This is a genomic window from Qipengyuania triglochinis (assembly GCF_054655615.1).
This window is the reverse complement of sequence record NZ_BAAHND010000003.1, coordinates 1-17,959: the sequence shown is the minus strand read 5'-3', so window position 1 is coordinate 17,959 and position 17,959 is coordinate 1. Positions and strand designations below refer to the sequence as shown.

General features: G+C 59.7%; 15 protein-coding genes and 1 tRNA gene. 6 read left to right on the top strand and 10 right to left on the bottom strand.

The window, feature by feature from the left end:
* Window positions 1-5 precede the first annotated feature (5 nt).
* Entirely contained in the window at window positions 6-683 is a 678-nt protein-coding gene (gene purQ / locus ACYQ0G_RS11870; RefSeq protein WP_460102896.1) for a phosphoribosylformylglycinamidine synthase subunit PurQ, read from the bottom strand.
* Window positions 683-916, bottom strand: a complete 234-nt coding sequence (gene purS, locus ACYQ0G_RS11865; RefSeq protein WP_460102893.1) for a phosphoribosylformylglycinamidine synthase subunit PurS — start codon at window positions 914-916, stop codon at window positions 683-685. Before purS ends, purQ begins: the two co-directional genes overlap by 1 nt.
* Before the next feature lie 364 nt (window positions 917-1,280).
* Here purS and ACYQ0G_RS11860 point away from each other — a divergent pair, with 364 nt between their 5' ends.
* Entirely contained in the window at window positions 1,281-3,437 is a 2,157-nt protein-coding gene (locus ACYQ0G_RS11860; RefSeq protein WP_460102891.1) for a TonB-dependent receptor, read from the top strand.
* A gap of 66 nt (window positions 3,438-3,503) precedes the next feature.
* Here the strand turns inward: ACYQ0G_RS11860 and ACYQ0G_RS11855 are convergent, their stop codons facing one another.
* On the bottom strand, window positions 3,504-6,386 hold the full coding sequence (locus ACYQ0G_RS11855) for a M16 family metallopeptidase (protein WP_460102890.1): 2,883 nt from the start codon (window positions 6,384-6,386) through the stop codon (window positions 3,504-3,506).
* A 164-nt stretch (window positions 6,387-6,550) separates the two neighbouring features.
* On the opposite strand from ACYQ0G_RS11855, the gene ACYQ0G_RS11850 reads away from it, so the two are divergent.
* On the top strand, window positions 6,551-7,432 hold the full coding sequence (locus tag ACYQ0G_RS11850; protein ID WP_460102888.1) for a diacylglycerol/lipid kinase family protein: 882 nt from the start codon (window positions 6,551-6,553) through the stop codon (window positions 7,430-7,432).
* On the opposite strand, the gene purC is transcribed toward ACYQ0G_RS11850, so the two are convergent.
* Entirely contained in the window at window positions 7,433-8,239 is an 807-nt protein-coding gene (gene purC, locus ACYQ0G_RS11845) for a phosphoribosylaminoimidazolesuccinocarboxamide synthase (RefSeq protein WP_221542036.1), read from the bottom strand.
* A gap of 141 nt (window positions 8,240-8,380) precedes the next feature.
* Between purC and ACYQ0G_RS11840 the strand changes: the two genes are divergently transcribed.
* The 3 genes from ACYQ0G_RS11840 to ACYQ0G_RS11830 are packed head-to-tail and all read left to right on the top strand — an operon-like array spanning window position 8,381 to window position 11,396.
* Complete coding sequence (locus ACYQ0G_RS11840) at window positions 8,381-9,526, top strand: 8-amino-7-oxononanoate synthase (RefSeq protein WP_460102886.1); 1,146 nt, start codon at window positions 8,381-8,383, stop codon at window positions 9,524-9,526.
* The gene (gene bioD / locus ACYQ0G_RS11835) at window positions 9,523-10,143 is read left to right on the top strand and encodes a dethiobiotin synthase (protein ID WP_460102884.1); all 621 of its coding nucleotides are present in this window, start codon (window positions 9,523-9,525) and stop codon (window positions 10,141-10,143) included. Before ACYQ0G_RS11840 ends, bioD begins: the two co-directional genes overlap by 4 nt.
* Entirely contained in the window at window positions 10,140-11,396 is a 1,257-nt protein-coding gene (locus ACYQ0G_RS11830) for an adenosylmethionine--8-amino-7-oxononanoate transaminase (RefSeq protein WP_460102883.1), read from the top strand. Before bioD ends, ACYQ0G_RS11830 begins: the two co-directional genes overlap by 4 nt.
* Here ACYQ0G_RS11830 and ACYQ0G_RS11825 read toward each other — a convergent pair.
* The 6 genes from ACYQ0G_RS11825 to infA all read right to left on the bottom strand — a co-directional run bounded on the left by ACYQ0G_RS11825 (window position 11,393) and on the right by infA (window position 14,980).
* A complete protein-coding gene (locus ACYQ0G_RS11825) occupies window positions 11,393-12,688 on the bottom strand; it encodes a cation:proton antiporter (protein ID WP_460102881.1) in 1,296 nt (431 codons plus the stop codon). The genes ACYQ0G_RS11830 and ACYQ0G_RS11825 overlap by 4 nt on opposite strands.
* A 164-nt stretch (window positions 12,689-12,852) precedes the next feature.
* Window positions 12,853-12,928, bottom strand: a tRNA-Phe gene (locus tag ACYQ0G_RS11820).
* An 88-nt stretch (window positions 12,929-13,016) separates the two neighbouring features.
* Complete coding sequence (locus ACYQ0G_RS11815) at window positions 13,017-13,196, bottom strand: DNA gyrase inhibitor YacG (RefSeq protein WP_460102880.1); 180 nt, start codon at window positions 13,194-13,196, stop codon at window positions 13,017-13,019.
* Window positions 13,189-14,148, bottom strand: coding sequence for an Rne/Rng family ribonuclease (locus ACYQ0G_RS11810; protein WP_460102879.1), 960 nt, complete (start codon window positions 14,146-14,148; stop codon window positions 13,189-13,191). The genes ACYQ0G_RS11815 and ACYQ0G_RS11810 overlap by 8 nt, the downstream gene beginning before the upstream one ends.
* The gene (locus ACYQ0G_RS11805; protein ID WP_460102877.1) at window positions 14,141-14,716 is read right to left on the bottom strand and encodes a Maf family protein; all 576 of its coding nucleotides are present in this window, start codon (window positions 14,714-14,716) and stop codon (window positions 14,141-14,143) included. Before ACYQ0G_RS11805 ends, ACYQ0G_RS11810 begins: the two co-directional genes overlap by 8 nt.
* 18 nt (window positions 14,717-14,734) lie before the next feature.
* A complete protein-coding gene (gene infA, locus ACYQ0G_RS11800; RefSeq protein ID WP_007163491.1) occupies window positions 14,735-14,980 on the bottom strand; it encodes a translation initiation factor IF-1 in 246 nt (81 codons plus the stop codon).
* A gap of 198 nt (window positions 14,981-15,178) precedes the next feature.
* Here infA and ACYQ0G_RS11795 point away from each other — a divergent pair, with 198 nt between their 5' ends.
* The gene (locus tag ACYQ0G_RS11795; RefSeq protein WP_460102874.1) at window positions 15,179-17,887 is read left to right on the top strand and encodes a TonB-dependent receptor; all 2,709 of its coding nucleotides are present in this window, start codon (window positions 15,179-15,181) and stop codon (window positions 17,885-17,887) included.
* Window positions 17,888-17,959 lie beyond the last annotated feature (72 nt).

Below are 17,959 nucleotides of genomic sequence, written 5' to 3'. Positions count from 1 at the left end.
AGCGTTTAGGCGCTGGCCAGCGCGTTCATTGCACCTTCAAATAGTGCGGCACCATCTGTTCCACCATGCGCGGCATCCACTGCGCGTTCCGGATGGGGCATCATGCCAAGCACATTGCCGGCCTTGTTGAGAACGCCTGCAATATCCCGCTGCGATCCGTTGCAATTTTCGACATAGCGGAATGCGACACGGCCTTCAGATTCCAATTCGTCCAAAGTGGCGTCGTCGGCGAAGTAATTTCCGTCGTGATGCGCGACCGGTATCCGGATTTCCTGCCCGGCCTCGTATCCCTGAGTGAACAGTGATTGGGAATTCTCGACCTTCAACGACACCGTTCGGCAGATAAAATGCTGGCTCGCGTTACGCATCAGTGCGCCCGGCAGCAGGCGCGCTTCGGTCAGGACCTGGAACCCATTGCAAACACCCAGAACTGGTATCCCACGATCGGCGGCACGGACCACTTCTCGCATGATCGGGCTGTTCGCCGCCATTGCGCCCGATCGCAGGTAGTCGCCGTAGGAGAAGCCACCGGGAAGCGCTATGAAATCCAGTCCATCGGGCAATTCGGCTTCACCATGCCAAACGCGGACCGGAGCAGCGCCCGAAACCCGTTCCAGCGCCACGGCCATATCGCGGTCGCAGTTCGAGCCGGGGAAGGTGATGACTGCCGAACGAAAAGCCATCAGCCCAGCTTCTCGATATTGTAATTTTCGATCACAGTGTTGGCGAGCAGCTTCTCGCACATGTCGTTCAATGCTTGGTCGGAAGTATCGTCAGCGACATCTAGTTCCACTGTGCGGCCGATGCGAACATCGTCGACACCCTTGAAGCCTAAACCTTCGAGCGCATGGTGCACGGCACGTCCCTGAGGGTCGAGCACGCCGGGCTTGAGGCTTACGAGAACGCGAATCTTCATTAGCGGCCTTTCGGTTTTACCGTGTTGGCAGATTGCGCGGGCCTATGCCGTCAACGGGCTCCGAGAGCAAGCTTGGCGAGAAATCCACCAATTAAGAAACGGTAAGCCGTCAACCTAGGTCAATTAAATGTTGCTGCATTGCAACATAGGAGGAAAACCACGCCTTTGAGGACTTTCGGAACTGCAATTTTGTGACGTTCTCATTACAGGCGTCTGGGTCAATTTACATTTCCGTCCACCAGCCCCGCGCTCTCGAATTTTAGCGTACCGGGTCAAAAGGATTATCTCTCCGATGATTGACCGCTCCTTTATTCTCCGTTCCCTATCGGCGAGCGTGCTTGCAATCGCTTGTGCACAGCCAGCAATGGCCCAGACACAGCAAAGCGTCGACAGTTCCGACATCGACGCCACCGGTGCCGAACAGCCCGACAATTCGATGCTCGATGTCATCGTCGTCACGGCCAACCGCCGCGAAGAAAATCTGCAGGACGTCGCCGTTTCTGCTGCCACAATCTCTGCGGATGCAGCGAGGACGATCTTCGACGCCGGAGCGGATATCACCGCTCTCGCCGGCCGGGTACCCGGGCTGTTCGTTGAAAGCTCCAATGGCCGCGCTGCTCCGCGTTTTTATATACGCGGACTCGGCAATACGGATTTCGACCTTGCGGCATCTCAACCGGTTTCGGTTGTCATGGACGACGTCGTGCTCGAAAACGTGTCGCTCAAGAGCTTCCCCATCTTCGACGTAGAGCGCATCGAAGTCCTGCGTGGCCCGCAAGGTACGCTATTCGGACGCAATACTCCGGCCGGTATCGTCAAGATCGACACGACCAAGCCGGGGGACGAGTTCTCGGTCACTGGATCACTCAGCTATGGCAGCTTCGACACGGTATCGATCGACGGCGGCGTAACCGTTCCGCTGGTCCCGGGAATTGCGTCCGTGCGTCTCTCGGGCCTTTGGCAGCAGCGCGATGACTGGGTCGACAATGGCTTTACCGGCGAGAAAAACGCTTACGGTGCTTATAGCGATATCGCGGGCCGCGCTCAGTTATTGCTGACGCCAACCGATCGCCTGTCTATCCTCGGCAGCTATTCGGTCCGCGATCTCGATGGCACGTCGACTCTTTTCCGGGCGAACATCCTTGGTCCCGGTTCGAACGATCTGAACGACAACTATGACCGCGATACTGTCTATTATGACGCCGGCGGCGGCAATGAAGCGATATACAAAGCGGAAATCGCGACGCTCAAAGCCGAATACGATTCTGACTTCGCAACGCTGACCAGCATCACGAGTTGGGCCGACAGTGAAGGCTCGAGCCGCGGTGACATCGATGGCGGCAACGCGGTCGATGGTCCCGGCGTCATCCCTTTCCAGTCGGACACGAAGGATTCGTTGTCGCTCGACCAGTTCACCCAGGAAGTTCGTCTTGCCTCCAATATTGGCGGAGCTTTCGAATGGCAGATTGGCGGGTTCTATTTCGATAGCGATTTCGACGTGACAACAGTCGGGTTCGATTTCCCTCCGCCAGTGACAGTGAACCACACCAACGAAAGCTGGGCCGTATTCGGCCAGGTAACAGGCGAAGTAACGCCCGAACTCAAGCTTACAGGCGGATTGCGCTATACAGAGGACGACAAGGATTTCTTCGTACGTGACGCTGCCGATCCGCAAGCGCGGTCCGTATCGGACGAGCGCATCAGTTGGGACCTTGCTGCCTTTTATGAACTGACGGGGGATGCAAGCTTCTATGCTCGCGTGGCCAGTGGTTTTCGTGCGCCGACAATTCAGGGCCGCGACGTTGCTTTCTTCAATCCGCCCTCCATCGCGACCAGCGAAAAGATCATGAGCTATGAGGCCGGTCTCAAATCCGAGCTTCTCAACCGTCGTGTTCGGTTCAACCTAGCAGGCTATTATTACACGATCGACGATCCGCAGTTTTCGGCAATCGGAGGAGCCGACAATCTGGTCCAGCTCGTAAATGCCAATAAAGGCCGCGGTTACGGATTCGAGATGGATTCCGCGTTTCAGGTCACGCCCGATTTCCTGATCACGGGCGGTGCAAGCTGGAACAAGACCGAAATTCAGGACGATCAGCTGGCGGTGGGCACCTGTCTGCAATGTACGGTTCTTGATCCGCTGGTGGACATCGGCGGCACAAGCCGTGCGCTGGTCGACGGAAACCCGTTCCCCAACGCTCCGGAATGGATCGCAGATCTTACAGCGCGTTATGCCGTTCCAATTTCTGCGCAGGGTGAGCTTTTCGCCTACACCGATTGGACTTACCAAGGCGCGACGAACTTCTTTCTGTACGAAAGTGCCGAATTCAACGCGGAAGACCAGATCGAAGGCGGGCTGCGGATCGGCTATGCCAAGTTCGACGGGAGTCTGGAGTTGGCGCTTTTCGCTCGAAACATCACCAACGAGGACAATGTAAAGGGCGGTATCGATTTCAATAACAATACCGCTTTCGTAAACGATCCACGCGTGATCGGGGTCTCCGTTCGCTTCCAGCATTAAGTCACGCAAAAAAACGAAAGGGGCTGCGAGGGATTTCCTCGCAGCCCTTTTTTATGGATGTCGTTCCTACTGACTGTCGGCCAATGATTCATGCACGATGCGGATCCGCAAGGCGTGGGCAGGATCGAGATATTCCTGCGCCGCCCGCTGAAGCATTTGTGGCGTGACCGCATTGTAGCGCGCCTCTTGCGTACGGATGCGGTCGAGCCGATCCGCCTCCAACTGCGCGTCGTCGGCAACGCCGAGCCACCAGCCATTGCTTTTCTTCGCCTGCGCGATCTGCTCGAGCAGTGGCTTACGCGCGCGGGCTAGCGTGTCCTCGTCCACCGGTGCGGTACGCAGCTTTTCTGCCAGCTGATCGACAACCCCGAAGACTTCTGACGCCTGTGACGGTTCGACAATAACCGAGGTGGAGAACGTGCCGTACCCATCATAAATATTAGACATCGATGAGCCGGAGGTGGGCGAATAGGATGCTCCCAATTGTTCGCGGATCGTATCCGTCATTTCGAGACGCAGGATGCGGGCAAGCAGCTCCAGCGTCGCCTCTTCCTGGGCGTCAGCATCGTCGGTCGTGGGCCAATAGGTGAGCGCCAGAGCCTGATCCGGAGCCCCCGCATGGGTCAATACGCGCTCGCCGCGATCATTGGTGAAACTGGCCATTCGGCGCTGTTCATGCGGCGCGAGTTCTGTTTTGCGAGCTGGCAGGCTGCCAAAGGTCGATGCGACGGCTGCGATGACCGCATCCATGTCGAATTCACCTACTACCGCGATTTCTATCGGTGCGCTGGCGAGTTCCCCCGAAATAAGCTCGCGTGCACGATCTGCGCTTACAGCTTCTAGTTCGGCTTGGTCCGGAAATGCGAAGCGGGGATTTCCTCCCGTTACGACTTCGCCGGCTTTGAACTGAGCCACCGCCTGCGGAGTCGAATCGATTTGCGCTATGAAAGGCGGGATCAGGCCGAGCCACTGGCTGATCATTTCGGGGCGAAGGCCTGGATCGGTCAGATAGGCCATGCTCAATTGCATTTGCGCTGGTAGGTCGGCCATGGTCCCGGCGCCGGACACCACGAACTTGTCCTCGGCAACGTTGAAGCCGTAAGTAAGGCTCTGTCCTGCAAAAATCTGCCGCAACTCATCGAAGCTGTGCTGTCCGAGACCGCCTTGGGCGCTCAGGTTCGAGAGCAGAACGGCTTCGGCAAGATCGTCATCCGGAAATGCCAACTGGCCGGAACCCACGCGTATCGAATACCGCAAGGTGTCGTCTTCGAAAGTGGTCTGCTTGAGATTCAGCAGAACATTGTTGGCAAACCGAATCGTACGGATTCCCAAGTCATCGATGACAGCGTCCGATACGATTTTCGCAGTGCTTGTGGAGGGCGCATAAGCGAATTCGGCGACATCACTGTCTTCCGGCGCAGACACAGCCAGCCGTTGTGAAGTATCGTAGGCTGCGAGAATGGTGGTTTCCGCGTTCGCAATTGGTTCCTTGGTCGAAACATGGATTAGAGGATCGCTAAGCGTGTAATGATCGGCCAGAGCAGCGCTCACGGCATCTGCGGTCAATTCAGGCTTCAAGCGTTCGAACAGCTCGTAATAAGTGCTCGGCTTGACGAACAGATCTTCGGCGCGCGAAGTTGCCAGGATCGTGTCGGCGAGCTGCTGGTTAGGCCGTGTGCCTTCCTGTGCGGCCCCGTCCCGCAGGGCTTTTTCAAGATTGGCCAATTGCTCGGCCAGTTCGGCGGTCGTGAAACCATATTGGACCGCACGCCGCCATTCCTGTTCGGCAACTGCCAACGCCTGCTGCCATTCGCCTTCCTTGGCTTGTACTTGCATTGTGGCCTGCCGGTTGATGTCGAAAAAGTCGCTGGCACTGGCGCTCCCACCGACGATTGGCGCATTTTCGCTGGTGACAATTCGCTGGAAACGGCGATTGAGGATCATGGTGCCGAGATTGATGAGCAACTGCTGGCGCAATTCGGCAATGGTTTCTTCGCGTTCCTTATAAGGAGCAAAACGATCGATGGTCACGATGTAGGGCACATCTGGATCGACGAAATTTCCTGCTGCCCGGCCGCGCTGAATATCGACCAAGCCCTTGTCTACTTCGGCAATCGGTGCGGCGGGCGCCTGCCAGCTGGAGAATTTATCGACGATCTTGGCTTCGATCGCTTCCGGATCGACATCGCCGACTACGACCAGCGTTGCATTATCCGGGCGATAATAGCGTCTGTAGAGATCCCGGACGACGGAACCGGGAGCGGTATCGATGTTCTCTACTGTTCCATCAGCCCTGAATCGCTTTGCATATAAAGTATTGGGGGCGACGAAATTGAAGTAATCCTTGAGCCTGCGAATTTGGTAATTGTTGCGGGTGCGCGTTTCAGACTGGATAATGCCCCGCTCACGATCGACCGCTTCATCCGCGATGGTGATTTCGGACGCAGTCTCGCGCATCAGCATCAAGGCTGTATCGACGAGTTCATCATCCACCCGCGGGAGATCGAGCTTGTAGATCGTATCTTCGAAACCGGTCGAAGCATTCGTGTCAGCCCCGAATGCGAGGCCGAGCCGCTCGAGCAGCTTTATCATCTCGCCTTCAGGGACATTGGTCGATCCGTTGAACGCCATGTGTTCGATGACATGAGCCAGTCCGAGTTCTTCTTCGCGCTCATCCACCCAGCCGACATCGAAACCGAAACGGACTACTGCCGTGTTCTCCGGAGTCTCGTTATGCGCGATCGCGTATTTCATACCATTGGGCAAAACGCCGAAGCGCACATCGGCATCAGCCGGTATGTCGTAAACCGGTATCCCCCATGCTGTTTCGCCCGATGGTGAGGCCGTGACTAACGCGCCCCCGGAATCTTGGGCGAATACTCCTACAGGAACGGTGAGTGCGAAAAGCGGTAGCGCTGCCAGCACATGAGCGAGTTTCTTGCGTGTCATATCTGTATCCCCATCCTAGCTGCCGTTTCGCAGGTTCATCGGTTTCGGTGCTAGGATAAAAGAAGTGGGTAGTGAAAGCTGGAATCTCCCATTTTCTCCGGCTCTTGAAGGCAGCAAGAATTCCCGGCGGTTGCGTTGAACGCTCCTGCGGGTAGGAGCATCAGGTGACCAAGCTAGACCTCGTCTTCAACCCTGTCTCAGGAAGTTTCAGCCAAGACGTTTGTGATAAACTGGCGTCCGCACTTGTGGATTCTGGGTTCGAAGTGAACGTACTGCCGACAACTGCTGAGGGGACAGTCCTGTCTGGAACTGCCGACCTTGTATGTGTTCACGGCGGCGATGGAACGCTGCGCGATACAGTGCAGGCGCTAGGAGCCGATGCCGATCGAATTCCGCTGGCAATTGCACCTTCGGGAACGATCAATCTTGTGGCGCGCGAATTGAACTATCCCCGCAATCCAAAGTCGTTCGCCAAAAAGCTGGCCGGCGCGTGGGCGCGTGGGCCGGAAGGCTGGGTGGAGGCGCCGCTTTACCGGCTGGGAGACATGCCTATCGTATCGTGCCTCTCGATAGGGCCTGATAGCCACGCGGTCGCTCGGGTATCGGGGGAACTGAAAAAACGGATCGGGCGCTACGCCTATGTCGTCGCGATGATGCAGCAATTGCGCGAATGGCCGCGTGCTCCGATGCGTATTCGCGGAACAACGGTAGATGGAGAGGAATTTGCAGGCGAGGCGGAGGCAGTGATCGTCTCCAACGCTGCGCTTTATGCAGGTCCTTTCCGCCTCAGTCCCGAGGCGGCTCTACATGCAGATTCGGTGGAACTCATCACGGTGGGTGAGGGCACACGACTACGCATCATGGCCCTCAGTCTTGCAGCAATGCTCGGCCTTCCTGTGGAGCGCTTTGCCAAGGCAAATGTCCGCTCCTGCCGTAGGATAGAGTTCGACCGTTGCGTGACCCCCGTGCAGGTCGATGGCGATCACATGCCGGATTGCGCCTATGCAATCGCGCCTAGCGGCCTCACCTTGCGATACGTGGTCTAATCACTTCTTGGCGGGCTTCGCGGGACTGCGCAGCCGGCCGCGGTGTGCGTTCATGTCCAGTACTTCTCCGGGGCCGTTGTCCTCGTTCTGCAACAGCCCAAGCCGCCGCGCGACTTCCTGATAGGCTTCGCTTTCGCCGCCCATATCCCGGCGGAACCGGTCCTTATCGAGCTTTTCGCCGGTGTTGATATCCCACAGGCGGCAACCGTCCGGACTGATCTCGTCTGCCAGGATCGTGCGGCTGTAGTCTCCGTCCCAGATCCGGCCGAACTCCAGCTTGAAGTCAACCAGCCGGATGTCGATGGCGGCAAACATCCCGCAGAGGAAGTCGTTGATGCGGATGGCCATGGACGACATGTCCTGCATTTCTTCATGGCTGCACCAGTTGAAGCAGGCGATTTCCTCTTCCGAGACCTTCGGATCGCCCAGCGCATCGTCCTTGAGGCAATATTCGATCAATGTGTGAGGGAGAAGCTCGCCTTCTTCCACGCCAAGCCGCTTGCTGAGCGACCCTGCGGCGACGTTGCGGACCACAACTTCAAGCGGAATGATCTCAACCTGACGCACCAGCTGTTCGCGCATGTTGAGGCGGCGAATGAAGTGGGTCGGGATGCCGATATGCGAAAGGCGGGTGAACACATATTCGCTGATGCGATTGTTGATCACGCCCTTGCCGTTGATCGTGCCTTTTTTCTCGGCATTGAAGGCGGTCGCATCATCCTTGAAATACTGGATGATCGTGCCCGGCTCGGGACCTTCATAGAGTATCTTGGCCTTACCTTCGTAGATCTGGCGGCGACGTGCCATGCGTATGTTCCCTCGCTGGAAAAGCCTTCGGCCGCAGAATCGCCACTCGCAACCCCGCACCGTAATGTGGGCGGGGCCATACAGAGCGTGAGCGGCGAAAGCAATTGCAGGCGCGGCATGACCCCGTTAGCGGGAGCGCACATGGAAAAAGCGGAAACACTGCGCAGTCCCTTCGCAAAACTGGCGGGCGACCTGGATGGGTTGCGGGAATTGTCCCGGCTGCGCTCACTCTGTACACCGACCGGGATCGACTTCTCTTCGAACGATTATCTGGCACTCGCGGACAGCGAGCGACTGAAGGCTGCTGTCGGCGAGGCCATGGGGCGAGGCGTTTCGGTTGGATCGGGAGGGTCGCGGCTATTGCGGGGCAACCACCCGGAGCATGAACGGCTGGAGATGGAGGCCGCCAACTTCTTCGGATGTGAAAGCACATTGTTTATGGCTAGCGGCTACGCTGCCAACAGTGCGCTTCTCTCAACTTTGCCGCAGCGCGGGGACATCATCTGTTACGATGAACTCATCCATGCGAGCGCGCATGAAGGCATGCGCTTTGCCCGGGCTGAGACGCGCAGCATTGCTCACAATGATGTGCAAGCTTTTGCCGATGTGCTTCGCCACTGGCGAGACAACAGTGCAGCAGGCACTCCGTGGATTGCCGTTGAAACCCTCTACAGCATGGATGGCGATCGTGCGCCGCTGACCGATCTTCTGGAACTCGCAGATCGCTACGGTGCCGTGCTCTATGCCGATGATGCCCATGCTACGGGCGTTTGGGGTGAGGGGGGTAGAGGGCTGGCCGCCGATCTGGATGGCCGAACCAACTCCATTGTCTTGCGCACCTGTGGCAAAGCCTTGGGATGCGAAGGAGCGCTTTTGTGCGGGCCCGCCATCATGCGCGATCATCTGGTCAATCGCGCTCGGGGCTTCATTTTCTCCACTGCGCCTTCGCCATTGATGGCGGCCTGTGTGCGGGAAGCCTTGAAGATCGTGGCGGAAGAACCTGAGCGAAGAGAGGGCTTGGCCTCCCTGGTAAACTACGCGGGCGAGCGCCTCACCTCCCTGGGCATCCAAAAAACCGGATCTCAGATCATGCCCTTCGTACTCGGCAGCGAAGCTCGCACGATGGCCGCCGCTGAAGCCTTGCAAAGACGCGGTTTCGATGTTCGGGGAATTAGGCCGCCCACAGTACCCCAAGGCAGCAGCCGACTGCGCATTTCCTTGACCCTGAATGTAGTAAGAGACGAGATCGACGCCTTGGGTGGCGCTCTGGAAGAGATAATTCGATGACCGCATATGTTGTTACCGGAACCGACACGGAAATCGGGAAAACCGTGTTTTCTGCAGCGCTGACGCAAGCGCTCGGCGCTCATTACTGGAAGCCGGTGCAGGCAGGCTTGGAAGAGGAAGGTGATCTCTCGCGCGTAGCAAAATTGGCGGCGCTTTCGCCCGATCGAATAATTGCTGAAGCTTATCGGCTCACCACGCCTTGTTCGCCGCATCTGGCCGCGCAGATTGATGGCGTCAGGATCGACCCCGATCGCCTCGCCCTTCCACCGCAGCGGCCTTTGATAGTTGAGGGCGCGGGCGGGGCTCTTGTACCTCTAAATGAGGACCTCCTTTACGCCGATATGTTCGCGCGGTGGGATCTGCCGGTCGTCGTCGTTGCGCGCACCTCGCTCGGTACCATCAACCACTCCTTGCTGACCTTGGAGGCGCTGCGCTCGCGCGGTGTGTCTGTGCATGGCGTTACCTTTATCGGCGACGCGGTCGAGGACAGCGAGGCTACGATCAGCCGCTTGGGCAATGTTCGTCGGCTTGGGCGCCTGCCATTTCTGGCCACTCTCGATGCACCATCCCTTGCCACTGCATTTGCCAACAACTTCGATATCTCGGATTTTAAATGACACAATCGCCCGTCTGGCACCCGTTCACGCAGCATGGCCTCGGCGACCCTATCCCGCTGATCGTGCGGGCCGAAGGAGCTATCCTTCATACTGGTGACGGTCGCCGCATCGTGGATGCCATTTCGAGCTGGTGGGTCACGACCCACGGTCATTGCAATCCTCGCATTTCCGCCGCCATTGCAGAACAGGCCGGTAAGCTAGATCAGATGATTTTTGCCGGGTGGACTCATGAACCGGCAGAGAATTTGGCGCGCGAACTTTCGCGTATTCTACCGAGTGAACTCAGTCGCGCCTTCTTCTCCGACAGCGGATCCACGGCGGTGGAAGTCGCCCTGAAAATGGCCTTGGGCTACTGGAAGCATCGGGGCGGAGAGCGCAAACGCATCGTCGTGATGGAGCACTCCTATCATGGGGATACCATCGGGGCGATGTCGGTCGGCGCGCGCGGTGTGTTCAATGCTGCCTATGCGCCCATGTTGTTCGATGTCGGGAGGGTGCCTTTCCCTGCAGACAATCCTCAATCAACCTTCGATGCTCTGGAGCGAGAGTGCGCAGAAGGAGCCGCGGCATTCATCGTCGAACCACTCGTCCTAGGGGCAGGCGGGATGCTCATGTATCCTCCGCATGTTCTGGCCGAAATGCGCCAGATTTGCGCGAGGCACGGTACGCTGTACATCGCCGATGAAGTCATGACTGCATGGGGCCGGACAGGAACGCTCACCGCTTGCGAGCAGGCCGATGTCGTACCCGACATGATGTGCCTTTCGAAGGGCCTGACCGGCGGTTCCATGCCGCTGGCGGTTACGATGGCGAGCGAACCGATCTGGGACGCGCATCATTCGACAGACCGGAAGCGCACCTTCTATCATTCGTCCAGCTATACGGCGAACCCCATTGCCTGTGCAGCAGCGAATGCCAACCTTGCGATCTGGCGCGACGAGCCTGTGCTGGAAAGGATCGCCGCCCTCGGCGCGAAGCAGGAGCAGCACCTTTCCAAGCTTGCTGGCCATCCGGTGGTGCGCAACTCGCGGCGCTGCGGCACGATCGCGGCTCTCGAAGTTGGCGATGCAGAAGGTAGCTACCTTTCCGACCTCGGCCCTCGATTGCTGCGTCGGTTCCGCGAGGCGGGTCTTCTGCTCAGGCCTCTAGGCAATACGGTTTACGTTATGCCGCCCTATTGCATTGAGGATGGCGACCTTGATCGCGTGTGGGGCGAAATCGGCGCGGCAGCGGACGAGCTGGCCCAAGCCTAGTGAATTGATGGGGCGGTGGGCTTGCCGTCGCCTTCGATCGCCGGGGCCTTGTCGTCCTTGAGCTTGTCAATCAGCATGCCCAGCGTCGCGCGCTGGACCAGCACGCTGAACAACACAGCGGCAAAGGTGCCGGCCAGGATGAAGTCGCGGGTTTCGCCCGGCGGAAGCGACAGAGCGAGCGCGACCGAAATCCCGCCTCGCAGGCCACCCCACCACAATACGCGGCCCGCACCTTTGTCTTGCAGGCGGGCAGCGGGAATGGTCTTGGTCGAAACGAAAATGCCGATTGCACGGGCAATCAGGGTCAGCGGGATGGCCAGCAGGCCGAAGAGCAGGACTTCACCGGTGATGGTGAGCACGATCATTTCCAGCCCGATCAGCAGGAAGAGCACCGAGTTCAGCACCTCGTCCACCAGTTCCCAGAACTTGATGACATAATCGCGCGTCACATCGCTCATCGCAAAGGTCACGCCCTGGTTGCCGATCAGAAGACCCGCAACAGCCATAGCCAGTGGGCCGGAGATATGAAGTTCGCTGCACAAGGCATAGCCGCCCATGACTACGGCGAGCGTAATGAGCACTTCCAGAGTGTATTCATCCATTCCGGCCATCGCGCGGTACCCGAAGTAACCGGCAACAAGGCCGACGATGATACCGCCGCCAGCTTCGATCGCGAACAGCCGCGCGCCTTCCGAAAGGGAGAACTCGTTCCCGCTGACCGCTGCGCCGAGAAGAATGATGAAGACGACGATGCCGACGCCATCGTTGAACAGGCTTTCGCCGGCAACCGCGCTCTGAAGGGATTGCGGGACGTTCTCCTCCTTCAGCACGCCCAGTACCGAAACCGGATCCGTTGGGGCGATGAGAGCGCCGAAGACGAAATACCAGATAGGCGCGAAGGACAGCCCCAGAACCGAGCCCACGCCCCACATCGCGGCGCCAACGAGGACGGTGGATATGACCACACCTAAAGTCGAAAGAAGGAGGACGGGCAACCACGCCGTTTTCAGCCGGTCCAGATCGACGTGGAGCGCCCCGGCGAACAGGAGAAAGCTGAGCATTCCCTGCAGCAGTGTCTCGGTGAAATTCATCTGCTGGAGGAATTCGGTCACCTGATCATACAGGGTGATGCCGGGGATTACCCGATCGGCCACCATCAGCCCGATTGCTGCCAGCGCGCCCATCACGGTCAGGCCGATGACATGCGGCAATTTGATGAAATGGTGGTTGAACCAGCCTAGCAGTGCCGCAGCCACCACGAGCAGGGCAGCTATATCGAAGGCGGAAAGCATGGTCGCGGTTTCTTCGTGCATCCACGGGGGATAGCGCGGAGATCGCGTTACGGGAAGCACGCCTGTGGACGCCCGTAACTACCGGTCACATTGCGGCTGGCCCAAAGGCATCAACACATCCGGCAGCAAGCCGGATCGGTGCAGTCGCGTATCATGGAGAGAAGTGGTGCCCGGGGACGGATTCGAACCGCCGACACTGCGATTTTCAGTCGCATGCTCTACCAACTGAGCTACCCGGGCTTACCGTCGCTGAGGCCTTTCCGAAGGCTCACCAGCGGTTGGAGTGGGCGCCTATGGCGAAGGCGCGCGTGCTTGGCAAGGGCCTAATTCAATCGTCTTGCGGCTTCACCACTTCCGCAGCGATTTCTTCGGGCAGGGCGGGCCGTCCGGGAAGGGCATAGCCATCGCCGAACCACCGGGCGAGATCGCGGTCGCGGCAGCGGTTGGAGCAGAAGGGTTTATGCTCTTCCACGCGTGGTTTCTTGCAGATCGGGCAGACTTTATTCATGGCCCACGATCTGGGCAGCCGCCGCCTCGATGGCAAGACCGGGATCGGTTTCTATCCGCAGCGGCCTGCCGGTGCGCCGCTCGACCTCGGCCAGCCATTCGGGCCTTAGCTTGGCTTTGAGCGCGGGATGCACGGTAAGCAGGGTTTCCCCAGCGCCCTCGACCACTTCCGCGCGGCGCAGCGCCATGCGGGCCGCCATACCCAGACGCGAGGTGGCGAAGCGGTGAAGCAGTGATGGCCCTTCGAGCCGTGCGACCAATTGCACGAAGCCGAAGCCATTCATGGCGGTGCGTTCGTGCGACCAGTCGCCCAGCGCGTCTCCCAATGCGGTGTCCACGGCCTTGCGCTCGGCTTTGGCTTCTAGAGTAGGAAAGTCGATCCCGATCGAGCCACCCAGATCGAAGTCCGCTAGCGAGCGTGCCAGCGGTTCGACTGCAGCCAAGGCAAGCGAGCGCGGATCGAGAGCGCCATCGATGTCGACCAGCGTCATGGCCGGCGTCACGGCAAACAGCAGCGATCCGCCATCGAAGGCCACTTCGCCCGCACTCGCGGCCTGCCAGACATCCTCCCACATTCCTGGCGGAAAGCGATGAACACGTTTGCCCGTCTCGATCGGATCGGTTACGGGCGATAGCTGTGAGGCCAGGCGAGCGGAGGGCAATTTGTAGCGTCCGCGTTCGGTGAGCGCCGCGCGGGTCACCACCAGATCCAGCTCGCTGCCTTCCGACACCTCGCGAGGGAGCCGGTCGACCAGCAGTTCGCGGCCTTCGGCGGTGATGGCAGTGCCGCGGGCACCGCGTTTGCTGGCAAGTTTCGCAGTCAGTTCCTGCCCGCGATAGAGTTCGCCCGGCCAGCGTAGTTTGGCGGCCAGCACTTTGTCTCCGTCGATCAGGAGAGCGCGGGTTTCGCCCACGCCGTCTTCGACGACCCATGCGGGCCCGTTGTCAGGCAATTGCGAACCCGGCTGCCTTCAGCAGCGTGCGCGTTTCGTAAAGCGGGAGGCCGACGACGCCTGAATGGCTTCCCTGAATGCGGCTGATAAGCCCCTCGGCGATGCCTTGAATGGCGTAGCCCCCGGCCTTGCCGTCCCACTCGCCGCTCGCGATGTAGGCATCGATCTCGTCCGGCGAGAGCCGCTTGAACATGACGATGGTCTCGCTCAATCGCTCACGCAAGGTCCCGTCGGGTGCTCGCAGGGCGATCGCGGAAAGCACCCGGTGCCTGCGCCCGGAAAGAAGGGCCAGACATTCGCGCGCCGTCGCCTCATCCTCTGCCTTGGGCAGGATGCGGCGTCCAACCGACACCACCGTATCGCCTGCCAGAACGAAGCCATCCCTGCTCGCGGCAGCTTCGGCCTTTTCTCGCGCCATCCGCTTGGCATAGGCGCGCGGAAGCTCACCCTTGGCAGGCGTCTCGTCGATATTGGCAGGATTGATGGCGCCGGGCACAACACCGAGCGGCGCGATCAATTCGCGGCGGCGCGGGCTGGCGGATGCAAGAATGAGAGTGGGCTGGCCCAATCTGACTTACTGCAGGTTTTACTGGGGACCGGGGCCGCCGCGTCCCGGCATGAAGCGATATGTGATCCGCGCCTTGGTCAAATCGTAAGGCGTCAGCTCGCACAGCACTTCGTCACCCACCAGCACGCGGATGCGGTTCTTGCGCATCTTGCCGGCAGTGTGGCCGAGAACTTCGTGGCCGTTCTCGAGCTCGACGCGGAACATGGCGTTGGGCAGCAGTTCCACAACGCGCCCGCGCATTTCGAGAAGTTCTTCTTTGGCCATTCGTGTCCTTAAGTCATGCAGTTGGTCGAGTATTGTCGCGCGCCCATAGCGGGAGGCGGGATAAAAGGAAAGAGTGTGGCATTCAGCCGCGTGCAAGCCTGCTGCGACGAAATGTTACGCTAACCCATCTTGTGCCGACCCTGCGGTTCGTCGATCAGACGAGGCGAGGGGGCAACGACAAGAAATCGGAAGATCCTGATGATCCACAAATCCCGGAAATCCGCGCTTCTCGCGCTCACTGCCATATGGGTATGGCAGGTCCCTTCTGCAATGGCACAAGAGGAACAGCCTACTGGGGAACAGCGTCCGGCCCCCGCCAGCGACGAACCGACCGTCGAAGATGGCGATATCGTGGTTTACGGCACTAGGCTCAAGGGACAGCTGATTGTCGATCAACCGCCGATCGCCGAATATAACGAGGCCGATATCGCTGCCTTCGGCGCCAATTCCATCGCCGACCTGATCGCTGCCATCGAACCTGCGACCGGCAGCGGCGCCAGGGGGGGGCGCGGGGGCGGGCGGCCCGTGTTCCTGATCAATGGTATTCGCGTATCCAGCTGGCGCGAGTTCCGCAGCTATCCCCCCGAGGCGGTCGCCAAGGTGGAGGTGTTTCCGGAGGAAGTCGCCCAGCGCTTCGGCTATTCGGCCGACCAGCGCGTGGTGAACATCGTGCTTAAGCCCGATTTCCAGAGCCTGACCGCGGAAGTCGAATACGAACAGCCCGGTATCGGCGGCTATTCGCGTAACGAACAGGAAGCGACCTGGCTCAGAATCGGCGAGAAGGGCAGGCTCAATATAAGTGTTGAGGCGGAAGACCGCAGCCCGCTGACCGAGGCCGAGCGCGACGTAACACCCGCTGGGGCGCCCGAAGAAGCGCCATTTCGCAGCCTGATTTCGGATACCTTCGGCGTGCAGGCAGAGGCGAACTATGCCCGTGCCTTCATCGACAGCGGAACCTCCTTCAACCTCAACGGCACCTTCGGCCATAACGAGACCCGCAGCCTATCCGGGCTGGCGATCGATGGCACGACGCCTCTCGAACGGCGCGGCAATACCGACAGCTTCTCCACCGGGCTGAGCGTGAACAAGCCGCTGGGCGACTGGATCGCCACCTTCACCAGCGACAACAATTACACGCGCGCGCTGACCGAAATCGACCGCAACGATGCCACTGGCTTCGATACCGCACGCAGCCGCAATTACACGACTGCCAACAAGCTCACCCTCAACGGCTTTCCGCTTGCATTGCCGGCGGGCGAACTCAGCACCACTCTCGATCTTAACCTCGACTGGAACCGGATCGAAAGCGAAGACACGCGCAGCGACGCTGATCTCGGACTCTCCCGCCGCCGCCTTGGCGCGGGCCTGACGGTCAATCTCCCGGTTGCGCGGCGGGGGGATCCGCTGGGTGCGCTGGGGGATATCGGCGTGACTGCTGTCGCCGGGGTGGACGATCTATCCGATTTCGGCACGCTCGCGAACTGGTCGCTCGGCGTCAACTGGTCGCCGTTCGAGAATCTCAGTCTCAGCGGGACGCGCATCTGGCGTCAGGTTGCCCCGTCGCTGACCAATCTGGGCAGCCCGCGCATCGACGAGCTGAATTCCACCGTATTCGATTACCGGACCGGGCAGACCGTGCTGGCGACGGTGATCACGGGCGGCAATCCCGATCTTCAGGAAGAAACGCAGTCCGACTGGAAATTCAGCGCCAATTGGGAACTTCCGTTCTGGGAGAACACCCGTTTCAATGTCGATTACGGCATCAACCGTTCGCGTGACGTAACCTCATCGCCGGGCTTCAGTTCGGCTTTCGAACAGGCGTTTCCCGACCGTGTCGACCGCAATGATGCGGGTGAATTGCTTGCCATCGATCGCCGTCCGCTCACGCTCTACCAGACCCGCAGCCGCATCCTTTCCTTCGGGCTGAACACACGCGGGGAGATCGGGAAAGAGCCGCAATCCGCCCCGCGCGGTGAACGTGCTGAGGGCCGTTCAAGCGGCGCGACTACACTCAGCCTCGACCCGGCTCGCATGGAAGCGGTACGCAAGGTCTTCTGCGACACGCCGGAAGGCGAGACGCCCGATCTGTCGCAGATACCCGAGATGTTCCGCGCGCGCCTGCTCGACGAAAATGGCAATCCCGATCCGCAGAAAATCGCTTCTGCCCGCGCAAGCTTTTGCGGTGCGGATGCCGAACAGCGCGGCGAGCGTTTCGCGGCTATCCGAACCGCGATCTGCGCCGATCCGCCAAAGCTCGACGATCTGCCGGAAGAGATGCTCGCCCGGCTGAAAAACGAGGATGGCGAAATCGATGCTGAAAAGCTCAAGGCCATGCGCGAACGCATGTGCAGCGCCGAAGGCGGTCAGAACGCGCAAGGCGGCGGGCGCCGTGGCGGTGGCATGATGTTCGGCGGCGATCGCGAAGACAAGCGCGCGCGGTACTTCCTCAGCCTCAGCCACGATGTCACGCTGGAAAACGAAGTCCTGTTGTCCGAAGACGGTCCGCTTTTTGATCAGCTTGACGGCTTCGTGCTGGGTGGCGGCGCCTTGCCGCGTCACACATCGCGGCTTGAAGGCGGTATCTTCTGGCAGGGCTATGGCCTGCGCCTTTCGGGACAATATGTCGGTGATGCCACTCTGAGGGGTGGCGACTTCCCCGGGTCGAGCGACCTGTTCTTCTCCGATCTTGCGACCTTCGATCTGCGCCTGTTCGCCAATCTGGGCGAGGTCTTCGAGAAGGAAGACGGCTGGCTCGATGGGCTGCGTGTGTCGCTGGTCGCTGACAATGTCTTCGATGCGCGCCGCCGCGTGACTGACGGGAATGGCGATGTGCCCACTGCCTATGAACCCTTCCGGATCGACCCGACAGGGCGTTACTTGGGCATCGATATCCGCAAGGCGTTTTAGGGCAGGATCAGGCCGTGGGGGGGGTGGGGGGGGCGGCCGCCCCCCCCCCGGCCCCCCCCCCCACTTGAAATT